A 19,846-nucleotide genomic window follows, 5' to 3' on the forward strand; every position below is an offset into this window, starting at 1 on the left:
TTTCTTTAATTTAGAGTTAACAGTGTCTTAGAACTTCAGATTGGCGCCAATCAGCCAGGTGCGTGCAGCCGGATAAGATCCCATATCTATGCCGCTCACCCACGAAGTGGCGTTTTCTCCATAACGGTCGGTACCACCGAAACCTACCTCCGGATCCATTCCTTTATAGCTGGTGAAAGTGAAGAGATTCTGTACACTTACATAGAGGCGCAGTTGCGACAGTGGGCAATTCTTCCAGAGGCGCTTGAAGTCATATCCCAAAGTCATGTTCTGAATGCGGAGATAGTCGCCGTTCTCTATGTCAATATCAGTCACATGGTCTACAATCATAGCACTGTTGCCCAGACGCGGGTAGCGGTTGGATGTACCTTCGCCATGCCAGCGGCCAAATGCCTCGATGGTGTGCTCGCGCGTGCCATAGTAGAGCTGTTGCCCAAAGGCACCGGAAGTGGTGACAGAGAAGTCGAAGTCCTTCCACCCGAGATTGATTGAGAAACCCAGGTGCCAGTCGGGGTGCGGATTACCAATCATGGTTTTGTCTTTTTCGTCGATAACTCCATCGCGGTGGCGATCCACATAAATCAGGTCGCCGGGTTGCGGGTTGGCCTGTGCCACACCATTGCCTGCTGCTTTCCAATCATCAATCTGCTTTTGGTTTTGAAAAACACCGGCTGTCTGGTAGCCCCAGAAGTAACCGATGGGATAGCCAACCTGTGCCCGGTAGAACTCGGCGGCGTTGACGGAAGCAATAGCTCCTTTATTGCCGTGGATGACGCCCTCTGAGTTGGCAATACGGGTGACTTCATTCTCGTTATACGAGGCATTTAGGCTCAATCCGTATGTAAAGTCCTTACCCACACGGTCGTTCCAGGCGAGGGAGAGTTCCACGCCCTTGTTGCTCACATCGCCACCATTGATGTAGGGAGCCTGGGTACCTACTGTAGAGAGTACCGGAGCCTGTACGAGCCAGTCCTTGGTCTTCTTGTTGTACCAGTCGGCACTTACCCACAAGCGGTTGCCCAAGAATACGGCATCAATACCCAAGTCGATTTGTTCTGACTTCTCCCACGTCACATTTTCATTGGCCTGCGTGGTGGCATAGGCACCGGTAGTAGGGAGCTTCCCCGCCCCAATGTGTGTCTGACCAAACTGGTAGCCATGCGAGAGGTCGAAGGCTATAGGCGACACATACTGAAAGTTGGGTATCGACTGATTACCATTCTGTCCCCAACTGGCACGCAATTTAAGGAAGTCGAGCCAGCCACGGGTGCTTTCCATAAAATTCTCCTCGCTGATAAGCCATCCGGCCGATGCAGAGGGGAAGATGCCCCAGCGATGTCCACGGGCAAAGTTACTCGAACCATCGGTACGCATAATCAGCGTAGCCATGTATTTATCTTTGTAGTTGTAGTTGATACGACCAAAGAAGGAGGCCAGCGCCCATTCATCAAACGGATAGCCCTCGATGTCGGTGGCGGCATTTCCGATGGTATTGGATATCCAAGCATGATCCATATCGGGTTTCATCGTGGGCAGTTGCTGCCCCTCCGCCACGCTGTTGATTATAGAAAGGTTTTCGCCCGGTATGGTCTTCTCAAACGACTGGCCTACCAGTACATCAAAGAGGTGACCCTTCCATTTGGGAAGAATGTAAGATATTGTATTCTCCTGCGAGATGCTATGCCCCAATGCTGAACTCTGGCTCACAATATATGAGGCACTTCCCTCGTTTGAAGAAGCCTGATAGGGAGTGGTAAGTGAACGACTGGAACTGTTGGTCATACGGTAGCTGAACGAACTACGCCACTTGAGATTCTTAATGGGTTCTACCTCCAGATAGGCAGTAGCGTTGAGACCGTATGTACGGTTCTTGTTTAGCCCGTGCGCCTTCTGCATCAGCAGAACAGGATTGCCCTGTTTATCGTCATACACCCAGCCCGTTTGCTGCATGTTGTGGTAATCGAACAGTTCTCCTTCGGCATTGTACATAGGCAACAGCGGAGTAGTCTTTATGGAATTGTAGACATCGTTATAAAGAGTAGATGTCTGTGCTATCGTGCTCTGGTTTGAGTAGTAGAACAGCAAATTCTCACCAATCTTGATGATGTCCCGATCGCCCCCCTTGAGGAGCACATGATCGGAGTTGACACGAGCGGTATAGCGCGTATAGTTGGGCACAGTACCCTTGCCTATAATACCGTCTTGGGAGGTAAAGCTGAAACCGGCTGAGAACTTGCTCATCTCGTTACCACCTGTCAGATTGATGGAATGGTTCTGCATCGCTGCATTCTCGTTGCGCATCTCGTCAAGCCAGTTAGTACCTTGCCAACCGTTCTGAAGCATATTCCAAGTGTATTCGCCCAATTGTGTCTGCCAGTTCAGCGCCGGAACACCGTTATTGAAGTTGGTTTCATCAGTAATTGCCATGAATTGCTGCGCATTGAGCGTGTTGGGCATCTTATATACATTCTGCCAACCGTAATACATGTCGTAACAGAACTGCATCTTGCCCTTCTTCCCCTGTTTGGTCGTAACCAGAATAACACCATTAGCAGCACGCGAACCATAAATAGCAGCCGAAGCAGCATCTTTGAGCACATCGATAGACTCGATATCTGCCGGGTTGAGTGTATTGATATCGCTACCGGCCACACCGTCAATCACATACAACGGTGCAGAGTCGCCCACGGTACCGATACCGCGAATATTCACCTTGAAACCTTCGCCGGGCAAACCGTTGTTAGCCGTAATGTTGATACCGGGCGTCTGGTTCTGTAAGGCACCCAGTGCATTGGTGGTATTGAGTTTTGCCACATCATCACCCTTCACCTGTACAGTGGCGCCGGTAACAAGTTTCTTTTTCTGTACACCGTAGCCCACTACCACCACTTCTTCCAGTTGCCGGTAGTCTTCTTCCAACGTAATCCGGAGATGAGTGACATCTGTTACCACTATCACGCGGGTCTTATAGCCTACGTAGGAGATTTCGAGTTTGGCTCCCCGGTTGACCGTTAGCGTGAAATTACCGTCAATATCGGTAATCACACCGTTGGTTGTACCTTGTTCTATCACACTGGCACCGACAATGGTACCCATTGCATCGGATACATTACCTGTCACCTTTACCATCTGTTGCTGCATATTCAGCACATCAGGACTCTGAACTGCATAGGACATGAGAGGTTGCTCCCAGTATCATGACAGACAATAATCCTGCAAATAGCATAGACTTGTTAAAACTAAATTTACGATCCATTGTTTTTTTCTGTTTTTGTAAGTATTAGTATAAGTATAACGTTACCTTAATATTATTAAATTTATTGTATTTTCCTCTAATGAATTCTGCTGCTAAATTACGGTATTAATTTATATGGTCTAACTGCGGGTAACCGGTAACGGTAGATTTTAATTTAGCGTATTTATTTCATAATCAATAAGTTACACTTTTCATTGAGCAATAAAAAGTAGATTTTATAGACACTTTGATGAGGCTAATTTTCCTATCCGAATGAAAAAATGTGGTGAATTTCACGTCACAACATGATGAAGAGTGTTATGTTTCCAAATATCTTAGTATCTTTAGGGCAAAATGTGCGACAGCTTGTCGCACAAGTAATTGTTCAGCATCATGTCTGAACCTATTGTTCCGTCAATAGTAGCCTAAAGAAGCGTGCGTGACTGGTAACGGTCGGGTACGAAGCCCTCTTGATAACGACGTTCCATCCTAAACATCCTAGGTGAAGAATGGCAAGGCTGACCGATATGAGTAACGCAGGTGAACCGCTGCACCATCGTAATAAAGAAATGGCTCACAGATGTTAACGAGCCATGCCAAAAGGCAAGCAGCCAGGATAGCACGCTATTTTGCCGTGCTACACGGATGCCGCACTGCCGGTGGATGGGCGGACTCTAAGTCGGTCGTGAGTTACTTGTGCGGAACTTGGTAAGCCCGTATTTCTCCCATCAACTAACCGTAGATGGGTAAGCCAATCGTAAGAGCGGACGAATGGAGTGCGGGTAAAGGATTGTGGAGAAAGCGAATGCCATGATGTAATGTCGTGGATAGGAGTTTGAACGTCACCCCACGCGAAAGCGGGCAGACTTCCACAGGGTAATTCTTTGTGAAACGAATGGTAGAACTTAAAAGAATGAAGAAACAGCAAAGGAGCGAGGCGCAAGCCGAGTGTGCATCTTCAGCCAATAGCGGCACATCATGGAAGGGAATCGACTTCACACGATGTGAACGCAAGGTAAGGAAGCTACAAGTCCAAATAGCAAAGGCTCAGAAAAAAGGAAGATATAACAAGGTGAAAGCCTTGCAGCATCTTCTTGTCACCTCCTTTGAAGCCAAGGCATTGGCGGTGAGGAAAGTGACAACCAATAAAGGAAAACGTACGGCAGGGGTCGACCATACATTATGGGATACCAATGCCAAGAAGATAAACGCAGTGTGTTCTTTGAAACGGAGAGGGTACAGTGCCCTCCCACTGAAAAGGGTCAACATACCGAAGAAGAACGGGAAGATGAGACCGCTCGGGATTCCTACCATGAAAGACAGAGCCATGCAGGCTCTTTATTTGATGGCATTAGACCCCGTTACGGAGGCAACGGCTGATGCCAACTCCTATGGCTTTAGAAAGTATAGAAGTACGGCTGATGCTATTGATGCCCTACACAGATGGTTAAGCAGGGATTGCTCTGCCCAATGGATATTGGAGGGAGACATCAAGGGATGCTTCGACCACATCAGCCACGAATGGCTTTTGGATAACGTACGAATCGACAAGCTCATCTTGGAGAAATGGTTGAAAAGTGGTGTTGTGTTCAACAAGCTGTTACAGCCTACGGTGGAGGATACTCCGCAAGGCGGCATCATCTCACCCACACTCGCCAACGCTACGCTTGATGGCATGGAAAGAATGCTGAAAGCGAAGTACAAGGGGAGCTATATCGATGGTAGACTTTACTATCCCAAAGTGAATTGCGTTCGTTATGCCGATGACTTTATCGTCACGGCAGACAAACGGGAAACACTCGAAGAGATAAAGCGCATGTTGATTGGGTTTCTTGGGGAGCGTGGGCTCACACTGTCCGAAGAAAAGACACGGATAACACACATCAGCGAAGGTTTTGACTTTTTAGGATTCAATGTTCGGAAGTACAACGGTACATTGTTAATCAAACCATCCTATAAAAGCCAAAAACGGTTCACTGAAAAACTGCATGAGGTCGTGCTCGGAAAGAACAAGACGGTAGCGCAGCAAAAGCTGATAGAAGACCTTAACCCCGTATTACGGGGATGGGGCAACTACTACAGCGGTGTGGTATCGGAAACTACGTTTAGCAAGATAGACCATATATTAACCTATCAGTTAAAGCGTTGGTCTTATCGCAGGCATACGAACAAGTCGAGAAGATGGATAAAGGACAAATACTTTATCAAGGTCGGCAATCGGGATTGGATTTTTGGCTTTAGGTACAAAGATTGCGAGAAAGAAACTATCTTTGCACTTAGGAGGCTGGCAGACATACCGATTAGGCGACATGTAAAAGTGAAGTGTGAAGCCAATCCATACGACCCCACTTGGGATGCCTACTTCTTGAAGCGGAAGCAGAAAAGCAGCCGCACACGTACGTCCCGAAAGGGAACTTTATCGGAAAGCGTCTCCTGAAAAGGAGCGGATGAGCCGATTTAGTTTTATGAGAACTAAATTTTGAATTATCGGAGCTGTATGCGGTGAAAGTCGCACGCACAGTTCTTAATGGGGAAAGCGGCGGAAACGCAGCCGACCTACATAACTAAAATATAAGTATGAGAACAGTTGCCATAACCTTTCTGTTACTTTTCCTATGCAGTTTACAAGGTAAAGCAGCACTCTATTATAGTGATAAGGCTGCAAACCTGCTGAATGTGCTGGATTCGCTGATAGAGAATTACCATCAAATCATTGAGCAGCGCCAATCGGCTATCAATCAAATAGCTAATAAACCTATGCCCAATACGCTACAGGCACGCTATGAACTCAACAAACGTTTGTTTCAGGAATATCAATATTTCAATATTGATTCGGCACTTATATACGTCAATGACAATATTGTCATTGCCCAACAGACTGGTGATGACAACATGATGAACCTATGTCGTATACAAAAGTCATATATTTATGCCATTATTGGACAACTGCATGAATCCGTCGAAGAGATACAACAAATAGACCACGACAAACTAACAGGAGGTATGCTTATAGAATATTTGGGACAGATGTCTCTGCTCTACTCCCGATTTGCCGAATATACAGACAGTGGTAGCGATAAGCGAGAATATTATTACGAGAGAGAACACTTTTATGTAGATTCTACCATGAATGTATTACCTCATGATAATCCCTATTACATTCTATATAAAGGATTAAAAGATTTGCGTACCGGAAATTATTCCGGTTCCATCGTTGCACTAAAAGTTTATTTGGAAACATCAAAGACAATTAACATTACCAACAGCAAATTGCTATATGTGCTATCCACACTATATCGGAACAACAATCAACCGGATCTGAGGCTGGAGTGTTTGGCAGAAGCCGCCATCATGGATGTAACACTGGCCAACAACGATAACACTACATTGCATGACCTGGCTACGCTGCTCAATGAAAAAGGTGATAATGAGCGTGCTTACAAATACATCTCTTTATGTCTGGAAATGGCCAATATCATGAACAATCGGGTCCGTATGGTTTCTTGTCTCTCTACATTTGATGCCATACAGAAGACAAATCTGCAAATTAAGAAAACCCAAAACAGAAAGTTAAGCTGGTCGCTGTCGATTATCGGATTCGTTTCTTGTCTGCTCACCCTTACTCTGATTTATACTTACAGAATATTGAAACAACGTAGTCGACAACGAGAAGAGTTGAAGAATCTGAATGGACTGCTTTCTGCTTCAAATACAGAGTTGGAATCAGCCAATGAACAGTTGAAGATCAAGCTGCATGAAATCACCGTACTTCACCAGCAGATTACAGAGACCAACAACCTGCTGAAAGAAGCCAATGAAAAACTCTATGACCAGAATATCATCAAAGAGGAATATATAGGATTTGTGCTCACCCTCTGCTCTGACTACATCAGCAAGCTTGACCAATACCGAAAGAACGTCAACAATAAGGTGAAAGCTCAGCAGTATAAAGACTTGCTGAAATTTACGGATTCTCCCATCCTGATAGAATCTGAATTAAAGGATTTTTATCAGACTTTCGATGCCATCTTCTTACACGTCTATCCTTCTTTCGTGAGCGACTTCAACTCTTTACTTCAACCCGAACAACGTATCACCCCCAAGGAAGAGGGGCGTCTGAACACGGAATTGCGTATCTTCGCACTGATGCACCTCGGCGTTACGGATTCCAGCAAAATTGCAGATTTTTTTCACTGGTCTACCCAGACAGTCTATAACAAACGGTTGCACACCCGTCAGAAGGCTATTGACCATGAAACCTTCAATGAGCAGGTGCGTAGACTGGGAAAATCATAATAATTTTTCTCACAGAATCACAACAGCCCTACGGTGCGGAGATAACATCAACTTACGAATTTCTGTATAATTTTGGCGACATTCCAGTATGATTTCTAAAGCTCGTTCTTTGAACGCTTGGTTATATCGAATTGACTTTCCCATGACTTTGATTTTTTTAATTTGCACCGACGGCAGGATTCGAACCTGCAACCTTCCCGATTTGATATCGAGGCGCTCTGACCATTGAGCTACGCCGGATTTGTTGGTTAGAAGCGGTATCCTATGCCCAAACTAACTGTCTCGTTCAGCACGGTGGCATTCTTTTTTCCTGTATTCAATGCGTCTATGAATCCGATTTTATACCCCGCATTGATTTGTAAGCCAAAATTGAACTCATAGCCAAACATGACGCCTGCTCCAACATCCAAGCGTTGCATAGCCGATTTTTGACCGCTATACTCTTTGTAGAGTTTGCCATCGTCCATGTTTTTGGCTTTGTAGCGGGCATCAAAACCAAACCCAACATAAGAGCCTATGCCAATGTAACCCTTCCCGTTGCCCAATTTCATTTGTCCGATAGCATACACCGGAATTTCGGTGCCAAAGTATTGGTAATCGACTTTTGTCTTAGTAGCTTTTTCTTTCATTTCGGAATTTTTGAAATTGAATAGCAATTCGGGTTGAACGGCAAAGTGTTCTCCGATATTGATTTTGGCAAACCCGATGAAGCTGGCTCCAAAACCTAATTTGCTTTTCATCCCATCCATATCGGACAAGATAAAATTGGACATATTGGCTTCCGCTTTTACTCCGAAGTCCACTTTTTATGCATACGTTTGCGTTGCTCCTAATCCAATCACTAACGCTAATGACAACATTACTTTTTGTTCACTGCTGTCCCGTTAAAGGCAGACTGATATCTCTGTATCCTTTTATTAATCGTACCTACAGAGGTTTTTGTTTTTTTTCGATTTGAAATTATAGCTTTGCGGTTGGGAATTAATCCATTCGCAAACCATGAATACAGGAAAAACAGTATTTGCACAACTTATGTCATTTATACCAGAATACGAACTAAAGAAATGTATTGACAGGTATCAAGGAGATTATCGAGTCAGAAACTTCACTTGCCGTGAACACTTCAATGTGATGAGCTTTGCTCAACTTACCGGCAGGGAAAGTCTTCGTGACATCGAATCATGCCTTATCGCTTTTTCCTCTAAGCTTTATCATTCGGGAATGAAGACTCCAGCAGCTAGAAATACATTAGCAAAAGCTAACGAAAACAGAGACTGGCGTATTTATGCCGACTTTGCTCAAATCCTTATCAAGAAGGCGCGTTCCTTGTATTTCAGAGACAACGACTTCAGACTAGATATAGACAACATGGTTTACGCTTTTGATAGCAGTACCATAAACCTGTGCTTAAGTCTGTTTCCATGGGCTAAATTTCATCATCAGAAAGGAGCTGTTAAGATGCATACATTACTTGACCTTAGAGGGTCAATCCCAGTATTTATTCATCTAACAGATGGTTCTGTTCATGATGTAAACGCCCTGGATTCATTACTGATAGAACCTGCCGCCTTTTATTTGATGGATAAAGGCTATGTTGACTTTTACAGATTATTCAACCTTATCCATGTAAAAAGAGCCTTCTTTGTAACCCGAGCTAAAGACAACATGGCTTATCAAGTTGAAGATAACTTTGAAGTGGACAAAGATGCAGGTCTAATAAGTGATCAATCTATCAGGCTAACCGGCGTAAAGTCTTCCAAGCTATATCCTGATAATATCAGATTAGTAGTCTATGAAGACTATGCAACCAACAATGTTTATCACTTTCTGACCAATAACTTTGAATTGTCCGCTTTGACAATCGCAGAGTTGTATCGGGAAAGATGGAAAGTGGAGCTGTTCTTTAAATGGATCAAACAACACCTTCACATTAAGGCTTTCTATGGAACAACAAGTAACGCAGTATACTGCCAAATATGGATTGCCATATGTACTTACCTGTTACTTGCTATTGCTAAAAAACGCCTCAATATAAAAGAAAATCTTTACATCTTTTCTCAGACAATAGGTCTAACTCTATTCGAGAAAGAATCTATTCGTGACTTATTTAGCTATAATACTAACCTAACAATGCAGTCCGATGATAAACAATTATCGCTTTGGGAATCTTAACGGGACAGCAGTGCTTTTTGTTTTTAAATTGTTATTAATAAATTGTTTAAAAATGTACGTTATTAACAATTCATTTTATGCCGGCGACAGGATTCGAACCTGTAATTTTCCCGAATTTGAAATCGGGACGCCCTAACCGTTGAGCTACGCCGGATTTGATGTCACTGTGCGGTAGCTTGTTTGTATCTGCTCAATTTCATTTGATAGCCCGTGGTGGCTTCGGTATATTGGTCACGGGCCTGCTGCAAGGCACTTTGGGCATCCAACAAGTCGGTGAGTAATCCTGTTCCGACTTTGTAATAATCATCGTTGAGCCGTACATTTTCCAAAGCCGAAGCAATTGTTTTTTCAGCCAAAATAATTTGGACATAGGCTTCTTCCAGATCGTTCCAAAGTTGTTGCATTTGTATAAGCAGCAATTCCGCTGCATCGCGTTTGTCATTTTCGGCCATAAGAACCTGTAATTTTTGTCGCTTGATGGCGTGTGAGCCTCCCCACCAGCCGGAAATGGGTATGGAGACGGTAGCAAAAGCCATCCCGAAATTACTTTTCATAGCCGCCGGCGAACCTTTGTCGAAATTCATATAGCTCCATCCTACATTGGCGGCTATGGTAGGAAGGTTTTTGCCAATCTCCATTCGCACCTGCAAGCGGTTCGCTTCTATATTCTTATCCAGCAGTTGATATTCGGCACGTTGCGACAGAACAGACAGGTGGTCAACGCGAACAGTGTACGGTGAAACACCGGGCTCTCCTAAGCTATGGTTGATTTCAAATTCGTGGGCAGGAATGCCTATATATTGCCCCAACAGCATTTTAGCCAACCTTAAGCCGTTCTCCAGTTTCAACCGGGTGCTTTCCAGTTCGTTCTGCTTGAGTTCCACTTTCAACAGGTCATTCCGATTGACCATCCCAGTTTCGTATGAGTTGTTCACGTTGCCGTAAATGCTTGCAAGCAGAGTATCGGCTTCAGCGACGGTTTTCATTTTTTCTTCCAGCACCACTACCTGCCAATAGTATTGTTCGGTGGTGAGCAGTACCTCGTCATCCGACATAATCTTTTGCAGTTGTCCGACTTGCGACTGGACTCTGGCCAGTTTATTCCCGGTAACAATCTGCCCTCCAGCATATATGGTTTGCGAAGCCGATACCATACCCAACATCCCTTTCTCCAACATTCCCATTCCGCCAAGTTCCATCATCGGTTCGGTCGAATAAAAGCCTATCCCGGTAGCACTCACCGAAGGAAAATATTGGGTAAACGCTTCCTTTTTAGCTTGCCCGGCCGCTTCTAACGAGAGTTGCGCATTTTGAACTTTGACATTGTTTTCCAAAGCCAGTTGCTTGCATCTTTCCAATGTGTAATTTTCTTGCGCCTGTGCCGAAACGCATATCAAGCAAGCGATTGATGCTATAATTAAATTTTTCCGTATCATATTTATGCGTTATTAATTTTTTGAACTGGTGTTTTCACACAGAACAGCAAGGCGTAAAATATTGGCAGTAAGATCAGCGTGATGATAGTACCTACGGTAAGGCCGGCAAGAACCACCAAAGCAAGGCTCGAATACATGGGGTCGGTAATCAGGGGCAGCATACCCAATATGGTTGTTGCCGACACCATGACAACAGGATTTGTGCGGTACTGAAATAGAGATTAGGAACTATTGTGTCAATACCGTCTTGTTCAGAATACATCAGTACATTCAATCTTGGTTCCTTATAACCGAAGTCACATTCTAATCTGATTTTCTTGTATTCCGGGTGAGAGGATCAATTGTGTTATAGAGTTTATTTATTAAGTCTAGCTGAAAATATCTTTCAACAAAATTATTCAGATAATCCTGCAATTTCATTCTTTCATCATCAACTATTAGTTTATTCTTTTCCTCCTTTTCAATTTGATCTTTAATTTCTTTCAACTTATTTTTTATTTTTCATTCTCATTATATTGTTTCCCTAGCGAAAGAAGGTTGATGTAACTATTTATGAGATTTGTATTCTCTTCGAGTTTTTGCTTATTTTTCAATACTCTCTTCTGACAATCATAATATAAAGATATAATTTCTTTAGGATCAATATCTGCATTTATGTTGGAAATACCACAATCGTTAACAAGAAAAGTCAGAGTTTTATCCATTGGTCAGATAATACATCAAAATGAGATTTTTCTTTTTCCAAATAGCCCATTATCTCTACTTCTTTATCGATATTCGTTCCTTCTAACTTCAACTCAAAAAGTTGTTTCTTGTCAGAATCAATTTGCTCTTTTAGGGCAGCCACCTTCTTTTGTCTTTCTTTCAAGGTGTCATTCCAAAGTTCCAACGAGGAGGATGTAATTTCGTCTTTACCACTCCTTGCTTGATATTCTTGATAGAATGGATTTGAGGTAATGGAAATAATTCTTTTGTTGATATTCTCTATTTGTGATAAAAGTAAATCACTTTATTTTTGTTGCTTTTCGAAAATATCCTTGATAGAGTTTATGGAAATCATAAGTTCATCTATTTTCAGTGTCAAATCCCTTATTCTAGCTTCTATTTCCTTTTTCTTTTCTTCCTCTGACCATTCCTTCAAATCAGCAAACAGAACCAAGTGACGATGAATGCCGCTAATGCCATCAAGTCGAAACGTATCATCGAACTGACCAACGGCGAAGCCGGAATCGAGACCAAAGAGAAGGTGTTCCTGCTGGACTGGATGAATACCTACAAGGAGAATCAAGCTAAACGGGACAAAAAGGATGGCAATCAGATAAAGGTTACGATTCGCATCCTGAAGGATTATGCGGGAGAACGAATGACGATGGATCAGATCGACAAGACGTTCTGCCAGGAGTATATCGACTACCTGCTGACGGAATACCGACCCAACGGGAAGAAGGTGACGAACTTTACACTACATACCTATTACCGCATCCTAAACGGAACATTGAATGCTGCCGTCCGCGCGGAGATTATCAAGGTGAATCCGTTTACGAAGCTCAACAACTCGAACAAGATTCGGCTGCCGGAAAGCAAGCGGTCGTATATGACCATTGAGGAAGTAAAGGCGTTAATCACTACACCGATGAAGAAAGAGGCGGTAAAGAATGCCTATCTTTTTTCCTGCTTCTGCGGGCTGCGCGTCAGCGATATTGTGGGGCTGAAGTGGAAGGACGTGTTCATAGACCAGGGGCAATACCGTTTGGCCGTGTCCATGCAGAAGACGAAAGAGCCGATTTATCTGCCGCTTTCTCCAGAAGCGTTGAAGTGGATGCCGGAACGGGGAAACAAGACGGCGGAGGATCATGTGTTCGACTTGCCAAGTCCGACACATATGAATCTGCTGATAAAACCGTGGGCGAAAGCGGCGGGGATAGACAAGCGGTTTACTTTTCATACGGCAAGGCATACGTTTACGACGATGATGCTGACACTCGGCGCGGATCTCTACACGACCTCGAAGCTACTCGGTCATGCCGATGTGAAAATGACGCAGGTGTACGCCAAGATCATCAATCAGAAAAAGGACGATGCGGTAAATTTGGTGAACGGGTTGTTCGATTGATATTTTATTGTTGATTATCGTACTTGAATACGGTAAAAGGGTGTGTTTCCGAATGGAAGAAAGCGACACCTAAATAGAAAAATAATTTGGTTTACTTTGGTGTGGGTATGTATAGGAGAAAAATCAAAGTAAACTTTTTGAGGGAAATAGTCTATAAGTATTGCTGCAGTGAGAATAAAATTACTCTTTTTACAGTTGTTTGATGATCTGCGCTGAATTTATTTTAAATTATTTTCATTATTGTTATGAATTATTATATATTTTATCAACTCTTAAACTATCGAATAGATGCATCCTTCCTATACTCCGACGGCGTTATTTTCATTCTCTTCTGCACACACCGACTGAAATAAGAAACAGAGGAGAAATTCATCTGCTCCGCAATTACAGTTAAAGACAATTCTTTTTGTCGCAGCAAGCGGGTGATCTCCTGGAGGATAAAGCGCTCTATCCAATAAGTAGCGGGTTTGCTACTTATTTTTCGACAGATTTCCGATAAGTAATGCGGCGTGATACAAAGCTCGGAAGCATAGAAGTCGAGATCACGGTTTCGGATATATTCGCCGTTATGAAAGAATACAGTGATTATTATACAACTCCACGGGGTTATCATCCTCGTTCACTCAATTCCAATGGAGGATGGCAAACCGTAACAAGTCTTCCATTTTTTGCTTTCCCGTTATTAACCTATGCCGATGAAATTTATAGTGCAGTGCTTTTACTGCATGGTGAAAAGGCGTATTCTCTTGATGCAAGCCTTGACGCATTTAAACTGATGAAAGGCGACAACAAGAAATTGACGATTATTCCCGGTGCTACACATGTCGATCTTTATGATCGTGTGGAGATTATTCCTTTCGATAAAATCGAGTCTTTTTTTAAGCAATATCTAAATAATTAACCAATATAAAAATGAAGATGAAGCAATTAATTGCATTAGGAACATGGTCGTAGGACAGCGGAGTTGCCGGAGACGACCAAGTATTCAGAAATCATTTGGACATAGAAAACCTGCAATCTGTATTCGATGCTGCCAATCATGCAGGATTGAACTTGTGGGACACCGCTGCTGTTTATGGCATGGGAGCTGGCATTCAGTATCTTTCGGGTATGTTTGACACCATATTATAGTCGAATTTTCGATATTCGGGCAGAGAAAGATGAAAAATATACATCGGATGCGAATTGCGTTGATTAGCTGCGACCTGCATATCGGAGGACAGTTCTACAACGAAGTTAACCTTGCATTCATAATTTTTGGTATTCGGAGGGCGAACATCCGACCTTATTCTTGAAATACTTTCCGAAAAAGGATTGATTGGCAAAGTTCAGCATGTCGGCTACCTGCTGCACGGTGTATTTGCGGCTCTTGAGCAGGGCTTTCGCTTCTAGAATAACGAAATCAATAATCCAATCACTCGCAAAACGCCCGCTTATATTATGAATGACCTGCGACAGATATTTGGGTGTTATGCACAGTACGTCCGCATAGTACGAGATGCTACGCTCTTTCGTGTAGCTTTTCTGCACTTCATGGATAAATTGCGTGTAAAGTTCTTGTTGCCGACTGCTCTTTTCCTATCGCTTTCCCATCTTTGGAATCGGATGCGAGCAGATATTTGTAGGCATTGTAGGTAAGTACCTGTGTATATCCCAATAGTGCCCCTTTGCGAAACGGATTGTCCGTTTCCGCAATTTTCGCTTTCATCAAACGATAGATCGCTATCGACTCTTCCATCGCTTTATCCGTCAAATGACAAAGGGGTGAAGCGTACAGCCTTCGTTGCAAAGACATGGTCGCATCGATTTGCAGAGCGGTTTGGAAGTATTCGGATGAAGAGGCGATCACGGCAATCCGAGTATCATCGCTCATACCCTGGTATTCCCCAATACTTTTCTCCCGGACAATCAGAATATCATTGGTTTGAAGCTCAAAATCCTGCAAATTGATTTGAAATCGCATCCGACCTACCAGACAAAAAATCGCAATCGTAAAGGAGAGCTTGACCGGATGATTCACAAACTCCAAATCCGTATTTATTTGTTCCGAAGTCTCATCAAAGTTGTCGATCAGAATGAACTCTTTATTCAAATGAGCTGCCGTGTTCTCTGCGGACAGCTGAATCAAATCTAAATCCCAATAAGCCTGTTTCATATTCTCTATATTTAACTTTTCTACAAGCAAAGTTAGGCATTTTAGTCGAAATGAATACTATTTATTATCCATTAGAACAAAATACTATTCCATCAGACGACATAACCTATTGGGTAAATCAGGAACTTTGCAGCGAAATAAAGAACAATCACTAAAAAAAATCGAAACAATGAAAAGATTGATTACAATGGTTATCATCGTCGGGGCACTTTGCTCCTGCGGTGGAGTTTCGCACGAAAATTCCGAAATACGGAGCGTTGCCCTGACTAAACCTGTATTATTGGAACCCGTCCGTGTAATAACCCGTCCGGGCATCGTCCGCGAAGCGCATACGATCAGCCTCGGATTCAAAACGGCCGGACAAATCAAGCGTATCCATGTGCGGGAGGGCAACCATGTCCATCAAGGGCAATTACTCGCCGAGTTGGACAACACCGACTATCGGCTGGACGTCGAGGCGTTGCAGATCCAATACGACCAACTTAAAGACGAGGTAGAACGCACGGAGAAGCTTTTCGACCAGAAAAGCATCTCGGCCAACGATTACGAAAAGGCCGTCGCCGGATTAAAACAGTTGAGCGTAGAGTTGCAGACGAACAAGAATAAGCTCGACTACACGAAACTTTATGCACCGACAGACGGGTACATACAGTCCGTGAATCTTTCTCCGGCAGAGATGGTTAATGTTGGGACGGCTCTTTTTACGCTGTTGGACGTATCGCGCATGGAGGTCGTAGCGGATATTCCGGTCGGCGAATACAGACAACGCGACCGCTTTGCCAGCTTTTCTTGTAAGGTGGCGGGCATCGAAGACGAATTCCCGATGAAACTGTCGAGCATCACGCCTAAAGCCGACGGAAATCAACTTTATCAGTTGCGTCTGACTTTTACGGCACAACACGATAAGCGACTTACGGCGGGTATGAATGCTGAGATCGGAATCATTGTAACAAATACGGTTCCTGCTACCGGATTCGCCGTACCGTTGTGCGCCGTCTTCCGTGACAATGCTAAAAATGAACCGTGCGTGTGGGTATTGGAGGCGGACTCTACTGTATTCAAGCGTCCTGTCGTGCTGAACGGAACGGATGCCGAAGGTCGTGCCGTCGTCATCGAAGGACTGACGGGCGATGAACGTATCGTCCGTGCCGGAGTGAATATTTTGCAGGAAGGACAGCGGGTGCGTGTTGTCAAAAAAACGAGTAAAACCAATATAGGGGGGACTACTGTAATGAAGATGACTGATTTTTTCATGCGGCAGCCAATCCTTTTTTGGTCGCTCATAGCGGCGATCCTCGTCGCCGGAGTGCTCGCATTCGTACAGATGCCCAAATTGGAAGACCCTGCCGTATCAGCTAAACAAGCGATGGTAGTGGTTTCGTGGCCGGGAGCCAGCGCACACGAGATGGAGCTGAAGGTCGCCCAAATGATGGAAGATGAGTTGCGGGCGCTACCCAATGTGAAAAAGATAAAGACCGAATGCCAAAACGGTTCTGCCATGTTTACTGTCGAATTTCAAATGACAGTATTAAATCAAGGTTTGGAACAGCATTTCGATTTACTGAGACGTAAGGTCAATGACGTAGCTTCACGTCTTCCCCAAGGGTGTTACAGTCCGGTCGTGGTGGATGATATGATGGATGTATATGGTATTTTCTATGCATTGACTGCCGACGGTTACGACTATCCCGAAATGTATAAATACGCCAAATACCTCCGTCGTGAACTACTCGACGTGAAAGGTGTCAAACGCATCAACATTATCGGCAACCGAGACGAAGTAATCAACATCATCCTCTCTAAAGAGCAGATTACCCGCAACGGCATTGTTCCCACACAAATCATGTCCGTATTGCAGGCAGCCGGAAAGACTGTCGATGCGGGAAAATATCGCAGCGGCGACGATCAGATTGCGCTCTACGTCGATTCGGCTGTTGAAAACGAGGAAGATATTCGCGACCTGCTGATTCAAACACTGGACGGGAAACGCATCCACCTCGGTGATATTGCCCGTGTGGAACGGGCTTATGCCGAACCGCAACGAAATGGCTTTTTCGTCGGAAACCAGCCTGCGCTGGCCATCTGTATAGCGATGGAGTCGTCGGCCATTGTTCCCGACGTAGGCAAGGCCGTCGATGCCCGGCTGGCCAATGCAATGAGACACGTCCCCGTCGGATTTGAAACCGAAAAAATCTTTTTCCAACCCGACAAGGTAGATGAAGCCATCTCCTCCTTTATGTGGAATCTCGTCGAATCGGTTGCCATCGTTATTTTAGTGTTGATATTCACGATGGGGCTGCGCAGCGGACTGATCATCGGGGTCGGTCTGGTGCTTACGGTAGCAGTGTCGTTTCCTATTTTACTCGTCTGCGGAACAACGCTGCAACGTATTTCGCTCGGCGCATTCATCGTGGCGATGGGAATGTTAGTGGATAATGCCGTCGTGATTATGGACGGAATCTTGATCGATAAAAAAAGGGGATTGGGGCCGAAAACCTATCTTTACCGTATTGGGCGTAATACAGCCATACCGTTATTAGGTGCAACAATCATCGCCGCTTCCACATTCCTCTGCGTCTATCTTTCGCCCGATACAGCCGGAGAGTACGCCGGCGACCTCTTTTTAGTGTTATGTGTCAGTTTGTTGGCAAGTTGGATGTTGGCTTTGGTACAGGTTCCTATCTGCGCAAAATCATGGTTACCGAAGCGGGAGAAACCGACCGGAAACGATTCCGGTGTGGTAATGAACTCGCCTGTACACCGTTTTGTGCGTCGTACAATCGTATTTCTGATCGGTTACAAAAAGACTACCATCGTCGTGGCTTTTTCCATGTTAGTTCTCTGCATTTTCGGTATGACACGTGTCAAAAATCTCTTCTTTCCCGATTTCGACTATAAGCAGTTCGTTGTTGAATGTTTCTTTCCTTCAGCCACCGACGCCGATGTAGTACGTGATCGATTGCTGGAAATGAGCGACCGACTATCGGACAATCCAGATATCGAACGTGTCGCTATCAGCCAAGGTAGTGCTCCGGCCCTCTACTGTCTGGTACGTCCGATGACTTCGGGAGGCGATTGTTATGGCGAACTGATTGCCGATTGTAAGGACTACAATACCGTTTTGAAGCAGATTCCCTCCATTCGGCAACAACTGCGCGAAGAATTTCCCGACGCTTACATCCGCATCCGAAAATACAACTTTTCCACTTCGACCTCGCATACCGTCGAAGTGGAGTTTGCAGGTCCCGATCCGACTGTACTGCGTGATTTGAGCGCACGAGCCGAAGTCATCATGCGCCGTTCGCCCTACGTTGATGCCTATTCGGTACAAAATAATTGGAAGCCGAAAGGCAAAGCATTCGTGGCGGAATACATACAGAAAGACGCCCTGCGTTCGGGAGTCGAGCGCGGAGACGTGGCCAATGCGCTGTTGGCCGCCACGAACGGAATGACGGTCAGTACTCTGAACGATCAGGAACGTATGGTAATGCTTAATTTGCAAATCCGCAATGACGACGGAAGCCGCATTCAAAAACTTGAAGACATTCCCGTATGGAGCACGATGAATGTACACCTGTCGAACGAAGAATTACAAGGAACACTTGCCGGAGGCAAGGCGATGAGCGAATTGCAAGACAAGGTTTTTCGTGCCGTGCCGCTCGGTAACGTCGTCGATAGCCTGCGGCTCGATTGGGACGAAGACCTCGTATTGCGCCTTAACGGACGGCGTGCAATCGAAGCGGAGTGCGATCCGAATCCTAACTGCGACGAAGCCACCCCGGCCAAAGTCGTATCCTCCATTCAGGATGAAATCGAAGCGATCCCGTTGCCTGAAGGCTATACGATGCGTTGGGTCGGCGAAGGCGAGGTACAAGGGGAAGCTATCGGCAACTTGATGAAATTCGTACCGATAACTATTTTCCTGATTCTTGCCATCTTGTTGTTCCTATTCAACAGTTGGCGTAAAGTCATCCTGATTCTGCTCTGTTTCCCATTCGTGTTCTGCGGTATTACCCCTTCGCTACTATTGAGCGGGCAACCTATGACTTTCATGGCCATTATCGGCATGTTGGGACTTATCGGCATGATGGTCAAGAACGCCATCGTGCTCGTAGACGAGATCAATCGGCTCCAGACCGAAGAGAAAGTCGCGCCCTACACCGCCGTGGTGGAAGCGACCGTTTCCCGCGTACGCCCCGTGTTGATGGCCTCGCTGACGACGATCGTCGGCATGATTCCGCTCGTCGGCGATCCGATGTACAGCTCGATGGCCATTACGATCATGGGGGGCCTCACAATCGGCACGATCATTACGCTCGTCCTGCTACCGCTTTTCTATGCAACGTTGTTCCGCATCCGTAAATCCGCTAACATATAAAAATGATAACCAAATGAATAAGAGAAATATAGTTATTTCGTGTTGTGTCAGCCTGTTTTCA

12 protein-coding genes and 3 pseudogenes are annotated in these 19,846 nt (G+C 44.8%); 7 read left to right on the forward strand and 8 right to left on the reverse strand.

Annotated elements, in window-relative coordinates; genetic code table 11:
• Positions 1–27: 27 nt before the first annotated feature.
• Positions 28–3,177, reverse strand: coding sequence for a TonB-dependent receptor (locus tag NXX38_RS00990; protein WP_258978364.1), 3,150 nt, complete (start codon positions 3,175–3,177; stop codon positions 28–30).
• 971 nt (positions 3,178–4,148) lie between these two features.
• Here NXX38_RS00990 and ltrA point away from each other — a divergent pair.
• Together ltrA and NXX38_RS01000 are read left to right on the forward strand one after the other, a co-directional pair.
• Entirely contained in the window at positions 4,149–5,672 is a 1,524-nt protein-coding gene (ltrA, locus tag NXX38_RS00995; protein WP_258978365.1) for a group II intron reverse transcriptase/maturase, read from the forward strand.
• A gap of 140 nt (positions 5,673–5,812) precedes the next feature.
• Positions 5,813–7,531 carry a DUF6377 domain-containing protein gene (locus NXX38_RS01000; RefSeq protein WP_258978367.1) on the forward strand — a complete coding sequence of 573 codons (1,719 nt, stop codon included), beginning with the start codon at positions 5,813–5,815 and terminating at the stop codon, positions 7,529–7,531.
• Positions 7,532–7,540: 9 nt separating this feature from the next.
• Here NXX38_RS01000 and NXX38_RS01005 read toward each other — a convergent pair whose 3' ends face one another.
• Both NXX38_RS01005 and NXX38_RS01010 read right to left on the reverse strand, forming a co-directional pair.
• Entirely contained in the window at positions 7,541–7,675 is a 135-nt protein-coding gene (locus NXX38_RS01005) for a hypothetical protein (RefSeq protein ID WP_258978368.1), read from the reverse strand.
• Between the two features lie 104 nt (positions 7,676–7,779).
• A complete protein-coding gene (locus NXX38_RS01010; protein ID WP_258978370.1) occupies positions 7,780–8,334 on the reverse strand; it encodes a porin family protein in 555 nt (184 codons plus the stop codon).
• A 196-nt stretch (positions 8,335–8,530) separates the two neighbouring features.
• On the opposite strand from NXX38_RS01010, the gene NXX38_RS01015 reads away from it, so the two are divergent.
• Positions 8,531–9,703, forward strand: coding sequence for an IS4 family transposase (locus NXX38_RS01015; RefSeq protein WP_258978371.1), 1,173 nt, complete (start codon positions 8,531–8,533; stop codon positions 9,701–9,703).
• A gap of 161 nt (positions 9,704–9,864) precedes the next feature.
• On the opposite strand, the gene NXX38_RS01020 is transcribed toward NXX38_RS01015, so the two are convergent.
• Positions 9,865–11,139 carry a TolC family protein gene (locus tag NXX38_RS01020; RefSeq protein ID WP_258978372.1) on the reverse strand — a complete coding sequence of 425 codons (1,275 nt, stop codon included), beginning with the start codon at positions 11,137–11,139 and terminating at the stop codon, positions 9,865–9,867.
• A 688-nt stretch (positions 11,140–11,827) separates the two neighbouring features.
• The gene (locus NXX38_RS01025) at positions 11,828–12,028 is read right to left on the reverse strand and encodes a hypothetical protein (protein WP_258978374.1); all 201 of its coding nucleotides are present in this window, start codon (positions 12,026–12,028) and stop codon (positions 11,828–11,830) included.
• Between the two features lie 258 nt (positions 12,029–12,286).
• Here NXX38_RS01025 and NXX38_RS01030 point away from each other — a divergent pair.
• A pseudogene (locus NXX38_RS01030) lies at positions 12,287–13,252 on the forward strand (tyrosine-type recombinase/integrase); the annotation flags it as partial.
• A gap of 277 nt (positions 13,253–13,529) precedes the next feature.
• Here the strand turns inward: NXX38_RS01030 and NXX38_RS01035 are convergent.
• Positions 13,530–13,823 (reverse strand): annotated as a pseudogene (locus NXX38_RS01035) (helix-turn-helix domain-containing protein); the annotation flags it as partial.
• Between NXX38_RS01035 and NXX38_RS01040 the strand changes: the two are divergent.
• A pseudogene (locus tag NXX38_RS01040) lies at positions 13,821–14,153 on the forward strand (alpha/beta hydrolase); the annotation flags it as partial. The pseudogenes NXX38_RS01035 and NXX38_RS01040 sit on opposite strands and share 3 nt — an antisense overlap.
• Before the next feature lie 95 nt (positions 14,154–14,248).
• Positions 14,249–14,383: a hypothetical protein gene (locus NXX38_RS26845; RefSeq protein WP_409012834.1), complete on the forward strand. Its 135-nt coding sequence runs from the start codon at positions 14,249–14,251 to the stop codon at positions 14,381–14,383.
• Between the two features lie 117 nt (positions 14,384–14,500).
• Here the strand turns inward: NXX38_RS26845 and NXX38_RS01050 are convergent, their stop codons facing one another.
• The gene (locus tag NXX38_RS01050; protein WP_258978375.1) at positions 14,501–14,782 is read right to left on the reverse strand and encodes an AraC family transcriptional regulator; all 282 of its coding nucleotides are present in this window, start codon (positions 14,780–14,782) and stop codon (positions 14,501–14,503) included.
• 1 nt (position 14,783) lies between these two features.
• Positions 14,784–15,407, reverse strand: a complete 624-nt coding sequence (locus tag NXX38_RS01055) for a hypothetical protein (RefSeq protein WP_258978376.1) — start codon at positions 15,405–15,407, stop codon at positions 14,784–14,786.
• A 169-nt stretch (positions 15,408–15,576) separates the two neighbouring features.
• Between NXX38_RS01055 and NXX38_RS01060 the strand changes: the two genes are divergently transcribed.
• Positions 15,577–19,785 carry an efflux RND transporter permease subunit gene (locus NXX38_RS01060; RefSeq protein WP_258978377.1) on the forward strand — a complete coding sequence of 1,403 codons (4,209 nt, stop codon included), beginning with the start codon at positions 15,577–15,579 and terminating at the stop codon, positions 19,783–19,785.
• Positions 19,786–19,846: the final 61 nt, after the last annotated feature.

The organism is Bacteroides sp. BFG-637 (genome assembly GCF_024793605.1).
Classification (GTDB): domain Bacteria; phylum Bacteroidota; class Bacteroidia; order Bacteroidales; family Bacteroidaceae; genus Bacteroides; species Bacteroides vicugnae.

Excerpts from the sequence above, each read along its gene's own strand:
- NXX38_RS00990 (WP_258978364.1), bottom strand. The coding sequence starts at position 3,177 with ATGTCCTATGCAGTTCAGAGTCCTGATGTGCTGAATATGCAGCAACAG.
- ltrA (WP_258978365.1), top strand. The coding sequence starts at position 4,149 with ATGAAGAAACAGCAAAGGAGCGAGGCGCAAGCCGAGTGTGCATCTTCA.
- NXX38_RS01000 (WP_258978367.1), top strand. The coding sequence starts at position 5,813 with ATGAGAACAGTTGCCATAACCTTTCTGTTACTTTTCCTATGCAGTTTA.
- NXX38_RS01005 (WP_258978368.1), bottom strand. The coding sequence starts at position 7,675 with ATGGGAAAGTCAATTCGATATAACCAAGCGTTCAAAGAACGAGCTTTA.
- NXX38_RS01015 (WP_258978371.1), top strand. The coding sequence starts at position 8,531 with ATGAATACAGGAAAAACAGTATTTGCACAACTTATGTCATTTATACCA.
- NXX38_RS01020 (WP_258978372.1), bottom strand. The coding sequence starts at position 11,139 with ATGATACGGAAAAATTTAATTATAGCATCAATCGCTTGCTTGATATGC.
- NXX38_RS01055 (WP_258978376.1), bottom strand. The coding sequence starts at position 15,407 with ATGAAACAGGCTTATTGGGATTTAGATTTGATTCAGCTGTCCGCAGAG.
- NXX38_RS01060 (WP_258978377.1), top strand. The coding sequence starts at position 15,577 with ATGAAAAGATTGATTACAATGGTTATCATCGTCGGGGCACTTTGCTCC.